At 46.8% G+C, this 17,353-nt stretch carries 17 protein-coding genes; 12 read left to right on the top strand and 5 right to left on the bottom strand.

The annotated features are described in order from the left end of the window. Window positions 1-647 precede the first annotated feature (647 nt). From ltrA to H8K33_RS19520, 3 genes are all read left to right on the top strand, one after another. Window positions 648-1,958 (top strand): group II intron reverse transcriptase/maturase, encoded by a 1,311-nt coding sequence (gene ltrA, locus H8K33_RS19510; RefSeq protein ID WP_222613507.1) that lies wholly within the window; start codon window positions 648-650, stop codon window positions 1,956-1,958. Window positions 1,959-2,388: 430 nt separating this feature from the next. After that, a complete protein-coding gene (locus H8K33_RS19515; RefSeq protein ID WP_186892745.1) occupies window positions 2,389-3,063 on the top strand; it encodes a hypothetical protein in 675 nt (224 codons plus the stop codon). Between the two features lie 98 nt (window positions 3,064-3,161). Continuing rightward, window positions 3,162-4,010 (top strand): REP-associated tyrosine transposase, encoded by an 849-nt coding sequence (locus tag H8K33_RS19520; protein ID WP_186892746.1) that lies wholly within the window; start codon window positions 3,162-3,164, stop codon window positions 4,008-4,010. An 82-nt stretch (window positions 4,011-4,092) separates the two neighbouring features. Here H8K33_RS19520 and H8K33_RS19525 read toward each other — a convergent pair whose 3' ends face one another. Then, on the bottom strand, window positions 4,093-5,109 hold the full coding sequence (locus H8K33_RS19525; protein WP_186892747.1) for an alpha/beta hydrolase: 1,017 nt from the start codon (window positions 5,107-5,109) through the stop codon (window positions 4,093-4,095). Between the two features lie 770 nt (window positions 5,110-5,879). Here H8K33_RS19525 and H8K33_RS19530 point away from each other — a divergent pair. Both H8K33_RS19530 and H8K33_RS19535 read left to right on the top strand, forming a co-directional pair. Continuing rightward, window positions 5,880-6,731: a transposase gene (locus H8K33_RS19530; RefSeq protein ID WP_186892748.1), complete on the top strand. Its 852-nt coding sequence runs from the start codon at window positions 5,880-5,882 to the stop codon at window positions 6,729-6,731. Between the two features lie 107 nt (window positions 6,732-6,838). Next, entirely contained in the window at window positions 6,839-7,864 is a 1,026-nt protein-coding gene (locus tag H8K33_RS19535) for an STAS-like domain-containing protein (RefSeq protein ID WP_186892749.1), read from the top strand. A gap of 237 nt (window positions 7,865-8,101) precedes the next feature. On the opposite strand, the gene H8K33_RS19540 is transcribed toward H8K33_RS19535, so the two are convergent. The 4 genes from H8K33_RS19540 to H8K33_RS19555 form a co-directional block, all read right to left on the bottom strand. Then, window positions 8,102-8,437, bottom strand: a complete 336-nt coding sequence (locus H8K33_RS19540; RefSeq protein ID WP_186892750.1) for a type II toxin-antitoxin system RelE/ParE family toxin — start codon at window positions 8,435-8,437, stop codon at window positions 8,102-8,104. Then, window positions 8,434-8,706 carry a type II toxin-antitoxin system Phd/YefM family antitoxin gene (locus tag H8K33_RS19545; RefSeq protein WP_186892751.1) on the bottom strand — a complete coding sequence of 91 codons (273 nt, stop codon included), beginning with the start codon at window positions 8,704-8,706 and terminating at the stop codon, window positions 8,434-8,436. Before H8K33_RS19545 ends, H8K33_RS19540 begins: the two co-directional genes overlap by 4 nt. Before the next feature lie 395 nt (window positions 8,707-9,101). Next, entirely contained in the window at window positions 9,102-10,073 is a 972-nt protein-coding gene (locus H8K33_RS19550; protein WP_222613508.1) for a dihydrodipicolinate synthase family protein, read from the bottom strand. Between the two features lie 864 nt (window positions 10,074-10,937). Then, window positions 10,938-12,392, bottom strand: coding sequence for a sensor domain-containing protein (locus H8K33_RS19555; RefSeq protein WP_186892753.1), 1,455 nt, complete (start codon window positions 12,390-12,392; stop codon window positions 10,938-10,940). Window positions 12,393-12,831: 439 nt separating this feature from the next. Here H8K33_RS19555 and H8K33_RS19560 point away from each other — a divergent pair, with 439 nt between their 5' ends. From H8K33_RS19560 to H8K33_RS19590, 7 genes are all read left to right on the top strand, one after another. Continuing rightward, window positions 12,832-13,299, top strand: coding sequence for a GntR family transcriptional regulator (locus H8K33_RS19560; RefSeq protein WP_246443754.1), 468 nt, complete (start codon window positions 12,832-12,834; stop codon window positions 13,297-13,299). Further along, window positions 13,296-14,189, top strand: coding sequence for an ABC transporter ATP-binding protein (locus H8K33_RS19565; protein WP_186892754.1), 894 nt, complete (start codon window positions 13,296-13,298; stop codon window positions 14,187-14,189). The genes H8K33_RS19560 and H8K33_RS19565 overlap by 4 nt, the downstream gene beginning before the upstream one ends. After that, on the top strand, window positions 14,189-14,899 hold the full coding sequence (locus H8K33_RS19570) for an ABC transporter permease (protein ID WP_186892755.1): 711 nt from the start codon (window positions 14,189-14,191) through the stop codon (window positions 14,897-14,899). Before H8K33_RS19565 ends, H8K33_RS19570 begins: the two co-directional genes overlap by 1 nt. Further along, window positions 14,896-16,074: an acyltransferase family protein gene (locus H8K33_RS19575; RefSeq protein WP_186892756.1), complete on the top strand. Its 1,179-nt coding sequence runs from the start codon at window positions 14,896-14,898 to the stop codon at window positions 16,072-16,074. Before H8K33_RS19570 ends, H8K33_RS19575 begins: the two co-directional genes overlap by 4 nt. Window positions 16,075-16,262: 188 nt before the next feature. Then, window positions 16,263-16,607: a DUF4253 domain-containing protein gene (locus H8K33_RS19580; RefSeq protein ID WP_186892757.1), complete on the top strand. Its 345-nt coding sequence runs from the start codon at window positions 16,263-16,265 to the stop codon at window positions 16,605-16,607. A 76-nt stretch (window positions 16,608-16,683) separates the two neighbouring features. Then, on the top strand, window positions 16,684-16,932 hold the full coding sequence (locus tag H8K33_RS19585) for a CopG family ribbon-helix-helix protein (RefSeq protein WP_186892758.1): 249 nt from the start codon (window positions 16,684-16,686) through the stop codon (window positions 16,930-16,932). After that, window positions 16,922-17,194, top strand: coding sequence for a type II toxin-antitoxin system RelE/ParE family toxin (locus H8K33_RS19590; protein WP_186892759.1), 273 nt, complete (start codon window positions 16,922-16,924; stop codon window positions 17,192-17,194). Before H8K33_RS19585 ends, H8K33_RS19590 begins: the two co-directional genes overlap by 11 nt. Window positions 17,195-17,353: the final 159 nt, after the last annotated feature.

Consider the following 17,353-nt stretch of genomic DNA (forward strand, 5'->3'; position numbering starts at 1 on the left):
ATTGTTCGAATGTAGGTCTATGCCGCAAAATAACATACCGTCCTCCCCGTTAAAGTTTCGTTTCGCAACTCAACTTTACTCCAACGACATACGCTATTGGAGGGAGGCGGCTAGATGATTATCAGGCCTTAGTTGCGGTTTGGCAATGTCGCACAATCTAGCGGGTGAGAGTCCCGTCTTGGTAACTGCTAGCCACAGGCCAAGTATCTAGCCTTGCAGGTTGCCCAGTAATGGGTCGCTTGATGCGTAGGCAAGAAAGCAGGCGAGGCGCAATGGTAACGGGTGAAGCCGACCGTGAAGACTGTAGCCCCGAAATGACCGCATCGGAATAGGTCGATGGTTTTTAGGCGCCAGCAGACAACAACAAACATGGCGCAAGGAGGTAAGTCATGTTTGTCTTTCCCGGGGTTGTAGGTCGTATCGAGCCTGACATAAAGAGAGTGTGGTAACCAAAGAGATCCCAGCCGTGGCGCAAAATAACGCGCACCCTTTAACAAGTCTAAACCACGAGGAAAAGGGCAGAATGACCGGGAAGTCGGAGCCTCTCATAGTAGCGATGAACGCGGGTAATGCTGCGGGAGCCAAGGAGAGGCAGTTTGAGATAATCACTTAAGGAAACATGTTCCGACACCGAGCGGATAAAACACATGAGCACACAACTAAGTGATTTCACACAATGGGCTAGACTTGCCCCGCAGCCACGTTACAACGCGCTGATGGGCATGCTCAGTAACCCAGACGGGCTGCATGACAGTTTCCAAAGGCAAGCGGGCAATAAAGCGGCGGGCATTGATGGGGTAAGCAAAGCCGAGTACGCACAAGAAGTGGAGGCACGGCTAGCCGTGCTCAGCACGGATTTGCGCAAGCTCTCTTGGCATCCCCGTCCTGCCCGTCGCGTCTTTATTCCTAAAAGCAATGGCAAGATGCGTCCACTGGGGATACCCTGCTTTGAAGACCGTATCGTACAAGACCGGATGTCGGGGATTTTACAAGCGATATGGGAGCCTGAATTTCGTGACTGTTCCTACGGCTTTCGCCCAGGGAGAAACGCGCACCAAGCCTTAAAACGGCTAGGTGAAATCATCACCAACGACAAGACGCAATGGTTAGTGGAAGCCGATATTAAAGGCTTCTTCGACCATGTTGATCATGCGTGGCTGATGAAATTTCTCGCCCATCGCATCGCCGATCCGATACTGCTACGGGTGATACAACGGTTTCTCAAGGCAGGGGTGCAGATACAAGGCGTGTTTCAAGTCAGTGAAGCTGGTACGCCGCAAGGCGGTCTGGTTTCTCCTGTTCTTGCCAATATTTATCTGCACTATGTATTAGATTTGTGGTTTGAAAAGCGCTTCGCTAAAAGTTGTAAAGGCGTGGCAAAACTGGTGCGCTATGCTGATGATTTTGTGGCGTGTTTCACGCACGAAGAAGATGCAAAACGCTTCCAACTTACCTTAGCGGAACGACTGGCGCAATTTGCATTGGAGCTCGAGCCGACTAAGACAGCACTGCATCGTTTTGGATGTTATGCAAAGCGGCACTGCGCCCAATTGAACGAAGGCCGGGTAGCGACTTTCAATTTCTTAGGCTTCACGCACTATGTCACCTTAAGCCGCGCCAAGCGGTTTGTATTGGGGCGTAAGACCCAGAAAGAGCGGTTCAGCAAGAAGCTCAAAGAAGTAGGGGATCGACTCGCGAGTCTGCGAGTACGCGGCGGCCATGCCATGATGGGATACGCAAAGCGACACTTACAAGGACACATCGCCTACTTTGGTGTCAGCGGGAACAGCCGCAGCCTAAGGACGTATGTGTATAACGTAAGCCGGTTGCTTTACAAATGGCTCAACCGCCGCAGTCAACGCAAATCCTTCAATTGGGATCGCTTTAGTGAAGTGCTCAAAAGATGGCTACCACCAATCCGTATCATGCATAACCTGTATTCAAGCCGTTGTGGATGACTCAAACTGGGAGCCGGATGGTGTAACGCTCCAAGTCCGGTTCTGCGAGGGCGGTGAGACGTACTGAGAAATCAGGATTCTTGCCGCTACTCTCCCATTTGACATTCATTCACCAAAAAGGGGCCAGTTTTTAACCTTCCAACATCGGTCGTAAAATGGTTGGATTTTAGAATTGACGCTGTTCTTGGATGGGGGTAGTGTCAAATGTAAGGCTCCGTTCTCTGCTTTACCTTGAATTCCAACGGTTGATTTTTTGCCGATGCCAGGGTCGCATTGAGGAAGTTGGTAGAGTCAGTAGAGGATAAAAATTTCCATCAATTGTGTGAGGCCTGGCTGTCTATGAATCATGGCAAATACAAAATCGGGTTTTGAATTCTGCAAATGAACTTATAAACAACCCAAAACAACAATCTATTATGAGGTCATGCATATGAAATCCATCGGCATTACACATGAGTCACGCCAGGCAAGTATTTTGTTAGTAATAGCCGTGATCTTATCCATTATTCCCTTTGTATTTGATCCAGTAACTGGTGGGCCTGGGCCAAAGGAATATTTGAAATCGTTTGCCGCCGTTCACAATATGAAAGCGTTTGTGTTTGGTGCCGCGATTGTATCGTTTGTCATAAGTATTGTTGGCTTCATCAGCTTTGCAGTCATGCTTGGTTTGCACCGTATCCTCGTGCAGTTTGGTCTTACCCTATTCCTGATTGGCTGTTTCTCCTCCATGATTGCCTCATTTATTGACGGCTTTGTTGCGGTAAGTATTTCCACTGTGTTTGCCGACTCGCCAATTGAGGAGGCCAAGCTGGCATTTAATTTTTTCATACTGTTAGCTATCGCAATCACATCCGTCGCTAACTTTAGTTGGCTCGTGCAGGCATTGGCCACACTTGCATTTTCCCTCTGTCTTATTCGCAAAGGCGGCCAATCCACCACCGTGGCAATAATTGGATTTTTCGTTGTCGGCATAGCGCTGGCTGCTCTGTTTTGGAAGAGTGCCAATCCACTTTTTGCGATTCGAACCATTATCGGCGTTGAGGGAATTTGGAGTATCGCGGTCGCTACGTTGTTGTGGCGAAACGATTATTGTAAACACGTGTAAACACGGGGTCAGACATAAACACGGGGTCATGCCTTACATTTGACACTTCTCTTTCGCGATCCTAGACTCTACCGTAACCACACAGACGGGAGCTTGAAATGGCGAGACCATTGCGCATAGAGTATGCAGGTGCTTTGTACCACGTCACCGCCCGCGGGAATGCACGAGCGAATATTTATGCCAATGACGATGATCGACAGCGGTTTTTATCGCTGTTGAAAATCGTGGTGGATCGCTATGATTGGTATTGCCACGCTTACTGTCTGATGGACAATCACTATCACCTTTTGATTGAAACCAATCGCGCAAGTTTGTCTGACGGCATGAAATTGCTCAATGGTTCTTATACCCAGTATGTCAATCGGCAGTATCAACGCGTTGGCCATGTTTTTCAGGGGCGATTTAAAGCGATTTTGGTGCAGAAAGAATCCTACCTGCTCGAATTGGCGCGCTACATCGCCTTAAATCCAGTACGTGCTGGCATGGTGCGCAGTGCCAAAGACTGGCCTTGGAGTAGCTATCGTGCTACTGCCGGATTGGCAGAAGGCGCGGCGTGTCTGACCACCGATTTCGTTCTGGGTGGATTTGCCAAGACCAAGAATATTGCACAGCAGCGCTATCGTGAATTTGTACAGCAAGGCAAAGGACAGCCTTCTCCTTGGCAGAGCCTGAAGAACCAAATCTATCTCGGTGACGACGATTTTGTACTTACTATGCAATGCAAGCTCGATCCCGAACAATCACTCAAAGACATCCCCAAAAAACAAAAACAGGCCCCCATCAAACCATTGGATTACTTTGTCAATTTGGGAAACACGCGAAATGAAAATATGGCACTGGCATACTTAAGTGGGCACTACACGCTTGAGCAAGTTGGTGCCCATTTCGGAGTAAGTTACGCGACGGTTAGTCGGGCTGTGAAACAGAAAGAGCGTGGTGTTGATTGATGAGTGTCAAATGTAAGGCTTGACCACATTCTTCGCGTTCCGTGAACGTCGAGATGAATATCCGGCCTTACATTTGCCCTGGCTATTTTTCGCGCACTTTTGAGATCACAGACCGCACCGCATCAATGACAACCGCAGGCTGATCAGATTGGATATAGTGACCCGTATCATGTACCAGCTGATGCTGACTTTGTGATGACCACTTGGCTTGATCTTCCTGCATCACCAAAAAATTTTCTCTTGATGCTTTCTCGATCTTGGGGAGTTCTTGTTTAGGTACAGGCGGCACTGCTGTCAAGACCACTATTGGGCGGTCTCCAAGATGCCGAAATGTTCCCGCCTCATTCAACGTTTGCTCAAACGCATCATTTTCTTTTAGAACGGAACTAATTGTAGTCGACGAGTAAGCGTTCACGGCTTGATCATTGGGGTCAGTCTGATCTCCGTCTTCATCCATCGCTGCAACAAGCCGAACGATACCGGTCCAATTTAATGCAGCCGCCGATTTATATAGAAAAACCGACCAGTTCCACTCTAACTCCCGGCTCAATTGTGTAGAATCCGATTCTAAAGCTTTCAATGCTTTAAAGCGCGATATCTGATCAGGGTGAGAGGTATCAACAAATACCAAGCCCGTTACATCGGCACCGAAGTATTTCGTGTAGATCATGTTGTAAGGGCCGCCAGCAGAGTGCCCTACAAGGACTAAAGGGCCTTTTTCGTTGGCATTTTTCAAGGCAGCATGCAAGTCCTCGGCAATCGATTTTGCAAGCTGCGGAGCCTCATGGGAGTCACTCCACATGATGCCAGCACGACTATAGGCACAAGCCCGAGTTGTCTTCGCAATTTCGTCATGAACTGCCGACCAGCTTAGCGATCCCGCCCAATCCAGTCCCGATTGAAATACGACAGTGGGGCTGCCCGAACCTCGGCAATCCAATTGAATATGACGACCACCAATATCGACTAATTTGCCAGGTGGTGGAAAGTTCTGTGCAGCATTTCGTCTACCCAAGTTCTCATAGATGACGCCGACGATGAGAAGAACGAGGATAAGCCCAAGAATGCCAAAACCAATATTAACGAATATTTTTTTCATCGTGTCTCCACTCAAACGTTTTTTTATGTGGCACCCCGAAGGGGGAACCGCGTAGCGGTGTCCGTTACCAATGCTCTTTGCACGGCGCGTCTACAGCTGCTTATAATTTTGTTATGGAGATTCTAATAATTATCAGAACGAGAAGCAATCTGATTTATTCTTAAAGTCAAAAGAATGTTAACAAGCGCCCATCAAACCATTGGATTACTTTGTCAATTTGGAAAACACGCGAAATGAAAATATGGCACTGGCATACTTGAGCGGGCACTACACACTTGAGCAAGTAGATAGCCATTTTGGGGTAAGTTACGCGACGGTTAGTTGGGCTGTGAAACAGAAAGAACGTGGTGTTGATTGATTGTTGCATGTCAAATGTAAGGCTTCCACCATTCCGCGCAAAACAGACGCTAGCGTCGTTGCAGTCCCTTGCAGGGCGCGATAGCACAGGCATGTGCTATCTGTTTCGTGGTCAAGCAGCTTACTGCTTGAATTCCCCACTACACCCTCGCCGTACAAGTGGTCTGTCTTGGGCGACGCGCCACCGATTCAAGCATTCGAGGGCAGGCTCTAGCTAGCGCAATTTTGCGTAAGTCCTCTGTTTGAAAGAATCAGTCAGCCAAATCAAGCAGTTCCAGGGGGCAAAACAGCGGGGTCACAAAACAGCAGGGTCACACAAAACAGCAGGGTCAGGTCTTGACATGACACATTTTTGCACACAAAACAGCAGGGTCAGGTCTTGACATGACACATTTTTGAACTAGACTACCCCCATGTCAAGACCATTACGCTTATCATTCCCTGGTGCGATTTACCACATAACGTCGCGTGGTAACGCGCGGGCGGCTATTTATCTTGATGATGAAGACAAGCAGCGGTTCCTCGCTTTGCTGGCAAGTTGTATAGAAAAATTTAATTGGATTTGTCACGCTTACTGTTTGATGAACAATCACTATCATCTGTTGATCGAAACCCCTGATGCGAATTTGCAAGCAGGGATGCGACAACTTAATGGCGTATATACCCAGCAATTAAATCGTGTTTACGGCAGAGTAGGGCATGTCTTTCAAGGGCGCTATAAGGCAATTTTGGTTGATAAAGAGAGCTATTTATTGGAGCTCTGTCGTTATATTGTGCTCAACCCTGTGCGTGCAAATATGGTCGAGCAGGCTGAACAATATGTTTGGTCTAGTTACGCCGCGACAGCGCACGCGAACCAAACCTCTTCGTGGCTCAATGTGGATTGGATATTGAGTCAATTTTCTAGTAGAAAATCTATAGCAAGGGCGCGCTATCGCCAGTTTGTTTTGGAAGGAGTTGGACAAGCCTCACCTTGGGATCAACTAAAAGGACAGGTACTCATGGGGAGCGAGGGATTTGTAGAGTTGCTGCGGCCATATATACAAGACGCTGAGAAATTAGTTGAAGTCCCGCGTGCGCAACGCCTATTAGATCGCCCTGCATTGGCTGTTTTATTTGCAAACAAAGTCGAGCTTATAAAAGAGCGTCGAGATGAAAAAATCCGAGAAGCGCATCTTAGGTTTGGCTATAGCTTAGCCGAGATAGGTCGCTTTTTAAATTTACATTATTCGACGGTGAGCCGAATTGTGCATTGTGAGCGATGATGCTATGAGTAACTGGCATTTCGTATGTATGGTTTAAAAAGTTTGCAGCAGACCATATTAATGTTTACAATTGACTTCGTTTAAGTTAATAGCAGGAGCATTTAATTATGGCTAAACCATCTCGTTTCGATCTTATTGTCAGAACTATCACTAGAGATGTAGTTGAACATCCGCGTGATCTGACACGCCACTACGCTGAACGCTTTGGGATTACGCGTGTTGCCGCGAATAAGTATATTCAACGTCTTGAAACCGAGGGTTGGATAGCACGTAGTGGCCCCCCAACGCATCCTGTTTTTAGTCCGGGCTATAAGCGCCGTATTTCGCAACTCTATAGTCTGGCGGGACTTGAGGAGCACATCGCTTGGGAGAAAGATTTCAAGCCCTATTTAACTTTATCGTCGAATGTGCAAAGTATCGTTAGCCATGGCTTTACAGAAATGCTTAATAACGCGATTGATCATTCCTCAGGTGAATCCGTGTTCGTCTATGCGACACAAAATGAAAGTGTGTTGAGTATCGTTATTGCAGATGACGGGGTAGGGATTTTTGAGAAAATCACTAAGGCACTCAATCTGCCAGATATGCGTCAAGCGCTGTTTGAGCTATCCAAGGGGAAACTGACTACAGATCCCAGTAAACATACGGGAGAAGGTGTGTTTTTCACTTCGAGGATGTTTGACGCGTTCGATATTTCAGCAAATGGACTACAGTTTAACCATAATGCTAATCAAGCTCATGACCTGCTTCGAGAGGAGAAGGATGTGTTTGAAAAAGGGACTTCGGTCTTTATGAGAATTGCATTGGATAGCACTAGAACTACAGCGGAAATCTATGCCCAGTTTACCGAGGCACCAGAGGACTATGATTTTTCAAAGACGATAGTCCCAATGCGCCTGGCACGATTTGGTGAAGAGCAATTGATCTCACGTTCTCAGGCTAAGCGCCTTATTGCGAGATTTGATCGTTTTCGCACCGTGATCTTAGACTTTAGTGAGATTCAAGAAATCGGCCAAGCATTCGCTGATGAGCTTTTTAGAGTTTATGGCAATAGCAATCCTAAAGTTGCTTTGCTACCCGTTCATATGACTGACCAAGTCGAGCGAATGTGGCGTCGGGCTAAGTCTTCATAAAATTTCTATGGACTCTTCAATCTGGCGATTATCCCAATGTCAAATGTAAACCTGAGGTCAGTTCCAACATTCAAGCATGACCAACGACCATGCTTGAAAGTTAGAACTGATAATCATCTAGCCGCCTCCACTCAACAGTGTCGGCCTTGTAGTAATTTGAGCGGTGAAACGCAATGTTAACCAAATGAACTATAGGCAATTTTCTGCTGAAATTTCGCCACGAACAAGCGCTCTGCATTATCTTTTAAAAATTCTTTGTTGAAGAAAAGTATCGTAATCTTGCCGTTCTGTGCAGATCAAATAGACATATATATGCTTGCGATTCTGTTCAACTTCATAGACCACTCTATTTTTATCCATGACCACCATTTGTCGCCAGTGTGTCATTCCTAGTGCGGCTAGTTGCGGGATTGTTGTTCCCAGTAGTGGGTTTGTTTCTAGCATTAAAATGCTGTCTCGAATACCGACATAAATTTTATCTGCCAATGGTTTTGAGAATTGGTTTTTAATGTAGGAATGGATGTTCCATAAGTCTTCTTCCGCATCGTCCAACATGTACACGGTGTAACTCACTTGAGTATTTCCTTGTCCATTTTTGCGAAGACTTTGCGAGCAGGTTTAAATTGCCCTTCTTCAATTTGCTTTCGACCAAGCGCTAATATTTTCAGCAAGGCCATCGTATTTTTGGTGTCCTCATAGCTTTTGATATCTTGTATGACACAGGTCGCTTCGCCATTTTGGGTAATGATGAGTGGTTCATGCGTCTCAGTCATCTCAGTAATCGCCTTGGCTGCGTTATCTTTGAAATAGCTGATAGGTTTGACTTGTTCTGAAAGGCGCATGAAAAACTCCCTTAAATAAATAACTGGAAGTCAGTTTAAAGTCTAAATTTAGACATGTCAATGTAGATAGAGGGAAGAGGAATAGGGGCAGGCTGTACTGAATGTCGAGTGTCAAATAAGGCTCGGCCCCATTCTGCGCATGACTTTCGTTACGCTCACTTTTTGAATATTTTAGGACTTAAGCAAAACAGACGCTAGCGTCGTTGCAGTCCCTTGCAGGGCGCGATAGCACAGGCATGTGCTATCTGTTTCGTGGTCAAGCAGCTTACTGCTTGAATTCCCCACTACACCCTCGACGTACAAGTGGCCTGTCTTCGGCGACGCGCCCCCGGTTCAAGCATTCGAGGGCAGGCTTTAGCTAGCGCAATTTTGCGTAAGTCCTCTATTTGAAAGAATCAGTCTGCCAAATCGAGAAGTTCCAGTCTTTCTTTTGCAAGAAAATATCTTGCGCGGACATCATCAATTTGCTGTTGCGTTAGTTTCTTACCATAGGTACGAAGCCCACCTTCGGTATCGTTATGATGAATGCCCATTGCAAGCTTGAGATATTCCAACAGCAAAGGCTGCGCATCTAGATAAGAAATGGAATTGAGAGCTTGAGAAATTTTGTTTGCCTCAGCCCATTCCCCTTTTAAAACATGCTCTTGCATGGTGATACTTGCTTTTGGGAAGATCGTACCTACACCTGTAATTCCACCGCACGCGCCAGCAAGTCCTGCATGCACAGTGACGGAGTCAACACCAGCCAAAATTTTTAAATCTTTATTCTCTACAATCAGCGTTTCGATAATTGAAACATCGAGAGTCGAAATCTTAAGAGCGACTACTTCTGGTAGTGCAGACAGTTTTCTCAGCAGATCTGTCGACAGTGCATGATAGCCGGCTGCATCAGGATTGTTATACGGCATAATTGTTACGCCTACTTTTTTTGCAGTGGCTGCAGCAAGCGCATAGTAGGCATACATTTCTTCATCAGAAGGTGCTGCTTTTGTTTTTGGCGGCATGACCATGACGGTATCAACACCAACAGCTGCAAGTCCTTCGATGATTTTCGCAAGCTCTTCTTTCGTTTCAGCTGCAGCGCCACTGATCAAAGGAACCTCGGCTTCTTTAGCAACATCAGAGAGGGATTTAAGTAAGGCGAGTCGCTGTTCGGGACTCAGATAACTATTTTCACCTAGCGTACCAGAAGCGACCAGTCCACCAAATCTGCTACCGCCCTTACCCTGCGCCTTTAACACTGATGCGGCCTGTCTTTTTGTTTCATCAAAGTCAATTTCGAGTGCGCCGGATTCTGATTCTTTTAGCCATGTGAACACCGCTGGCATTACCGTATATCGCCAATCTTTACTAGTTGTTTCCATCATATTTCCCTATTATTTATAGAACTTACGCAAAACAGACACTGGCGTTGTTGGTTCGTCTCGCCCCCTGCCTTCGCAGGGGCAGGCGAAGCAACCGTACTGTCTTCGGCTTCCCCCTAGCCAGCGCAATTTTGCGTAAGTCCTAATTTAAAAACGTTCTCGTATAAATCGTACCAAACAGGTCGTCACAGTTAAACCAGTATTGGAACAACTGGAGGTCAATTGGGTTACGGTATCAAAAAGCTGGAGTTAACATTCAAAGCTGCTCACATCCCAAAACATGCTAAACATCGGTTGATCCCTGAGTGCACCATTTTTCTTTTGACTTCGGATATTCAATTACCCTACCGCTGAAGTTTTTGCTATCGAGATCGCACTTTGAACTTTTGTATCAGAACAACCGGCACAACAGAAACCCATTCATCATATTTCCTTTCATCAAGAAGGATAGGAAATTCAACCAACACAACTGACCTGTTCTAAGTATACCGTTAATATATTAACTCATATAGCTGAAATATCCTACCCAAATCTCCTGATCGTAAGTGCAAGTTCAACCCAATAAAAAAATTTGAAGACATCTAATCCAAAAAGCCATAAAAATAAAACAAGTCTAAGCTTGTCATTTCTGCAAATCACAATCCACGCTTGATCAAACTAATACTCTCTTTTGACGCAATTACTCAATCAATTCATTCAAACAACAAACGCAAACGGGGTCTGGTCTTACATTCGAAATTCATCCACTAGCTCTAACATTTAAGTTACGCAACGGTGAGTCGTGCTGTGAAATTGAAGGAAAGTCGAGTTGACTGACTATCAAATATCCAATGTCAGACCCGACCCTCGATTGCGACAACCAAGAATTTATGGTTTGCTGTCTAGGAAGTAGATTTTATTGCGGCCAGTCGCTTTGGCTTGGTACATCGCTTGATCGGCTAGTTTGACGATGTCGATGTCATGGTTTTGCAGGTGGCGCAGGAGGACGACGCCGATGCTGGCGGTGCAGTGGTGTTGTATGCTGGTTTTTTCGTGCGCGTTTGGAATGTTGATTTGATAGGGCGCGGATAAGGAGGCGCGTATTTTTTCAGCGATGCTGCAAGCTAGCTGCTCGGCTTGCGCTGGCTCGGCATCTAAATCGCTCAGGATCACCACAAATTCATCACCACCGAAGCGCGCTACGGTATCGACTTCGCGTACGCAGAGACTGAGGCGTTGCGCTACTTCTTGCAGCAGTAGATCGCCCGCGCTGTGACCATATTCATCATTGAGTGGTTTGAAATTATCGAGATCGATGAACAACACGGCGGCAAAACGATGATGACGTTTGCAAGCGGCCTTGGTTTGTTCTAGCCTGTCGTACAGCAGACTACGATTGGGCAGGCCAGTGAGCGCATCATGGAAAGCCATGTGCTGCACTTTTAATTCTATGCGTTTGCGTTCGATGGCGATGCTGGCAAGCTGTGCCGATTGTTCAATGATGTAGACATCCAAATCAGCGAGTGCATTTTTTTCTGGGTGGTAGATGGCGAAGGTGCCCAATACTCGCAACTCAGATGAAAGTATGGGTTGCGACCAACACGCGCCCAAACCTGCTTGTGCTGCTAGTTCGGCATACGGCACCCAATAAGCATGGCTAGCGATATCGTCCACCACCACACGCTGACCCAAAAATGCAGCCGTTCCACATGAGCCAACGCCTAAGCCTATTGCTATGCCATTGATAGCTTGGTTGTAAAAGCTAGGCAAACTGGGGGCAACGCAATCCACCAGATGTTTGCCTTCTTTATCGAGCAATAAAATGCTACACATGATGTTGGTATGCAGTTGTTCAACACCGCGCACGATGGCCTCTAAAACGCTGGGTAAAGGGATATTTTTGGCCAGCAATTCCAAGGTGGAGCTGCGAAATTTTTCGTATTTCTCTAATTGTTTGCGTTTGGTGATGTCGTGCGAAATACCTAAAATGCCGATGAGTTTGCCATCGGCATTGTGTAAAGGTGTTTTACTGGTTTCGACTAGCTCGCGGTGTCCGTCATTAGCAAAGCTGATCCATTCTTCGTTGATGTTCAGGCCGCCTTTTTGCATGGCTAACAGGTCGTGGGCGCGGAAGGAATCGGCGAGTTCTTTGCTGACAAAATCATAGTCAGTACGACCAATAATGTCCTTTTCCAATGCACCAAAAAATTGTTCGAAACGCTCGTTACAGGCAAGATAAACACCATCGGCATCTTTCAGCCAAATCAGTGCGGGCAGTGCTTGAAGTATGGCGCGCAGATTATCTTCTGTAAAATTCGCCAGCGAGAGCATTTGTTTGTTCATACATCTCCAGACTGCGTATCCTTGTTCATTTTTGACTATGAAATTCAAGCGCACGAACTACAAAACCGTATCTTGAAATTCATCTCACCACGGGTGAAAAATTCAAGATAGTTGATTAAGGCCTTTATTTAGTTAAAGAATGAGGATCTGCTTAATGAATACATCTTATCTTAAACCTATAACTCCTTAAGAGATGTGAAATATTGCAATAAGCAGGCACATTGAGAATGCTGGAGTAGGCATGATTTTTGTCGTTATTGTTAAGTTGGTGTAGAAATTTCTAGCTAGCTTCGAACTTTTCATTTCTCATTTCTTACATAGCACCCCGCCCCACAAAATCAGCCAACTGCAATGAAGACTTGACTCCCGTATTTATCTGTATATACTTAATATGCTCAGTTAAGCACGGAACTTCAGGAACTTCAAAAGGCTTCAGATAATGACCACAGATAAACTTTTTCTCTCCAATCACGATAGTACGCCTATGTACGAACAGATCATGGAGCAGATTACCACCAAGGTAATGGCGGGTGATTGGCGTCCGGGCCAATCCCTGCCTTCGATACGTGAATTAGCCAGCGCGAGTAGCGTGAGTGTGATCACCGTTAAACGCGCCTATCTCGAATTAGAACGGGCGGGCGTGATCGTCACGCGGCAAGGCAAAGGCTCCTTCGTTGCCGAGACTCAGGATCTGGCCAAACAACTTGTTCGGGACGAATTCGACGCGCATCTCATGGGCATGGTGGGTGCCGCGCACAAATTGGGGATGGGTGGGAATGAGGTGGTCGAGCATGTGAGTGCCGCCATGATCGCAACTGCCCCTGCTTCATCATCTAGCACAGCAGCAAACGCAAATACCAGCACAAAATTAAGTACAAACCCTTCTTCGACGAGGACCATCAAATGAATTTGCAAACCGATCTTGCCATTTCATTGCGCGCGGTTGAGAAAACCTACGCAGACTTTGTGCTGCACCCACTCGATCTGGAATTGCCTACGGGGCAAATTATGGGCTTGGTGGGCGCTAATGGTGCGGGTAAATCCACCATTATGCGTATTCTCATGGGCTTGATTCGCGCCGATGCGGGTGAGGTCGACGTTTGTGGTCATCGCTTACCAGAAGCGCAGGTGGCAGCGAAACGCGATGTTGGTTATGCCTCGGAAGACATGCGCTTATATAAAACGCAGACGCTTCGTTGGCATATGGATTTTATTCAGGGGATTTTCCCCGAGTGGGATGAAGCGTACGCTGGGCAATTGCTCAAACGTTTTGATCTCAAATCGCAACAGAAGTTAGGTGGATTCTCGCACGGACAAAGGGTGAAAGCAGCCTTGCTGTTAATTCTTGCCCGCCGCCCTAAACTCTTGCTACTCGATGAACCAACCACAGGTCTAGACCCGGTCGCACGGGCTGAAGTGCTTGAAGCTTTGGCTGATGTGTTGCGGGACGAGTCGCGTAGTGTCCTCTTCTCATCGCATAACACGGTCGATGTGGAACAACTTTCCGATTCCATTAGTTTTATTCACAAAGGCAAGCTCGTGGCATCAGAAGATAAGGAAACTTTCTTATCGAGTTGGCGCCGCATTATTTGCAACGGACCATGGCAAGACGGGCTCAAAGACATACCCGAAGTAATCAGTGCGCGCAATAACGGCTCCATCATTGAACTCAAGGTGCGCAACGCAGGTGATGTGTTCGAGACGCGCCTTGCGCAGATGAATCTGACGGTGAAGGCTGTAGAACCGATGAACTTAGAAGATATTTTCGTGACGAGTGTTCGCGCGGGAGACAAATGATGAGCACACAAACTCAAAACCAAGCGAGCGAAACGCAGCAAACAAGACAGATGATCAAAAGGCTCATTGTCAAAGAGTTTCACATCTATCAAAAACAATTTGCGGCCTACGTGATCGGGCTACTCATTGGTTTGACGCTGATCGGCATGGCTAAGACCTGGGCGTTTTATGCAGGCGGCATGATCTTGCTCGTGCTCTTGATTTGTGTTGGTGGGTTTGCGATTCAGAGTTCACTGCTCAATGAACGCAGGGAACACACTTTGACCTTCATGATGAGTCTACCGCTGACGCCGATGACTTTCTTTTGGAGCAAAGTTTTAGCCAATCTGGTGCTTTATCTTGTACCTTTTTTGATGGTGTTGGCGGGGACGGCGTTTTTGGTTCTGTTTACGCCTTTGCCAGACGGTATTTTGATTTGGTCGTTCTTGATCTACGGGTTTTTGGCAACCAATTATTTCATTTCGCTGAGTGCGGCTTTGGTGCTGGAATCTGAGGGTTGGAATATCTTCGTGCAAATTGCGGTCTCGACTTTCGTTGGCCCATTTATGGTCCTTCTCGGCACCATTGATGCCATCGGCAAAAAGATTCAAAGCAACGAGGTCGTGTTAAGTCAAGAAGCCTTGGGCATTTTTGCTTTGGAGTTGACCATCATGTTATTGGCGCTTGCATTTGCGCGTAGCGTGTATCGCCGCAAGGATTCCTTCTTATGAACACCGCCGCGCAGATGTCAGAAGCGAATGCACGTTTTCATTACATGGACAATCTGCGCGCCTTAGCGATGTTGACGGGTGTGGTGTTTCATGCCGCACTGGCCTATAGCGTCTTGGCACATCCACTTTGGCCGACCGCTGACAGGGGGTACTCGCTGCTCATAGACGCATTCGCCTGGTTCTTTCATCTATTTCGCATGCCCTTGTTCTTTGTGGTGGCGGGTTTCTTTGCCGCTTTGCTCGTACAAAAGCGTGGCATGGGAGGCATGCTGAATAACCGCTTCATGCGCATCATCATGCCCTTGATTGTGTTTTGGCCGCTTGTGTATTTTTCGATGGGTTGGCTTATTCGCTACGCGATTGCCGATGTGCAGAATCTATCTCCATTACTGCAAATGATTAAGCCGTGGTTGGCTAATCCACAAGCGCCCACCGCACCGCCCACCCTCGTACACCTTTGGTTTTTACCTTATGTGATGTGCTTTTGCATTCTGGTTTGGGTGGCATCGACATTGGAATGGCATCAACATCTTAGCGGGCTAATAGCTTGGCTAGATGCGTTGACGCCAATGATGAAGGCTTGTCTCGTACCGCTGGCTCTCATGCCGGCACTGTTTGCCGTACCCGCACCTTTTCCAGCACCGGAAAGTTTCTTCCCACAATGGTGGGCGCTGCTCTTTTACGGAACCTATTTCCTGATCGGATTTCGTCTATTTCATCAAGCTCGTTCGGTAGATCACCTGCGCCCGTATGCGCCTAGACTACTGCTGTTATCGTTACTGGCGTATGCGCTGTTTTTTTACCTTCTACAAACCAAGGACACGACCAAACCTGAGTTCATCTTGCAAGCGACTTTCGTACTTTTACAAGCCTATACCGGGTATTGGATGACACTAGTGTGCATCATCTTCGGCCAACGCTGGCTCGACGTGCATCATGGTTTTTTGCGCTATATCGCTGATGCTTCTTACTGGGTATATCTGATTCACTTGCCATTAATTTTTGCCATTCAAATTCCCTTAATGGATGTGAATTTACATTGGAGTGTAAAACTCAGCCTTTCAGTTGGTGCAACCTTGAGCATCGCATTTCTCACTTATCACCTGCTTGTGCGTGGGCGTTTGCTGGGGAAATTTTTGAACGGAAATAATTCAAGCTCTAAGACCTCCGCATGACTCACTTTTGATCGTAAAGACATGGTATTCGCAGCTTGGTGAGTGGCCTGGCAACATTGCTCAGAAAGGCGCGATTCCACTGCATCGCGATATCTCGACTAGCGAGTTGAGACCTGAGGTCTACTTAGGCTCAGCAAAAATTGCGCAGCCTTGGCGTCTGCCTGCGGCCTTGAAGTATGGCGACTGGAATGATTGCCCTGATTCGAGATTTCTACTCTGTAGTGCACTGCGCGGCGCATCATTATTGGCAAAAAGAATTCGGCGCTGAAATCGTCGGCGTCTCGGGTGACACGATCGAGTGCATCGTCAAAAATCCACCACGCAGCCAAGAAGTCGCAATCAAACGCGCATGGCAGCAATATTGGGTCGTCGATCAAGGCTGCGAAACCATCGCCAACCTCGCTGCGGCCTTGTTGAATGCTGAGGTTTGGTATTTTGGTGGGATTGCGGGTTTGACTGTAAAAGATTGTAGATATTTAAACTTGTTTCGCCACAGGACAGGTGATTATCGCCATTCAATACATTCAGCTTGACAGAGCCCCCATAACACATAGAATGCTTCTGTAATACAAATCTAGCAGAACCAGATTTTTACCATCTGAGGCAAATATGAGCACAACAAGCGCTGAAAAACCACTAAACGTACGACTACCGACGGAGCTGGCTGCCCAACTTGATGCGCTCACAAAGGCAACGGGGCGGACAAAAAGTTTTTTAACTGTGGAGGCGCTTGAGGCTTATATCGAGCAACAGCTTTGGCAGATTGCAGAAGTCAAAGCTGGGATAGTTGAAGCTGATAGTGGAGAGTTTGCCACGGATGCTGACATGAACGCTATCTTCGCAAAGTATGCAAGTTAAGTGGACTAAAAGAGCATCGCAAAATCTTGAGAATATTCTTGCCCATATCTCGGCGGATAATTCTAGTGCTGCCAAAAAATTTCTTCTCGATACGCTTCAACAAATTTCAAACCTAAAAGAGTATCCGGCACTCGGGCGTGCGGGGCTGGTTCCCTCAACTCGTGAATTAGTGATTCATGAGAATTACGTGATTTACTATCGCATCAAAAAAGAACAAATAGAGATATTGCGCGTACTCCATGCACGTCGAAAATATCCTTGAGTGCTAATCTATTTGCGATCTTAAGAGCACGAGGTCACCCATTAGCCCCCAGTAGTCAAGTAGTCGAACCAAATACTCGCAAATTACCGCGATAATTTTTAATACACCACCACACGTCTGTTTCAAAATGCCATCGTGCCTTTTGCTTCAATGTGTGGT

The organism is Affinundibacterium amnicola (assembly GCF_014284275.1).
In the GTDB taxonomy this organism is placed as follows: Bacteria; Pseudomonadota; Gammaproteobacteria; order Burkholderiales; family Burkholderiaceae_D; genus Undibacterium; species Undibacterium amnicola.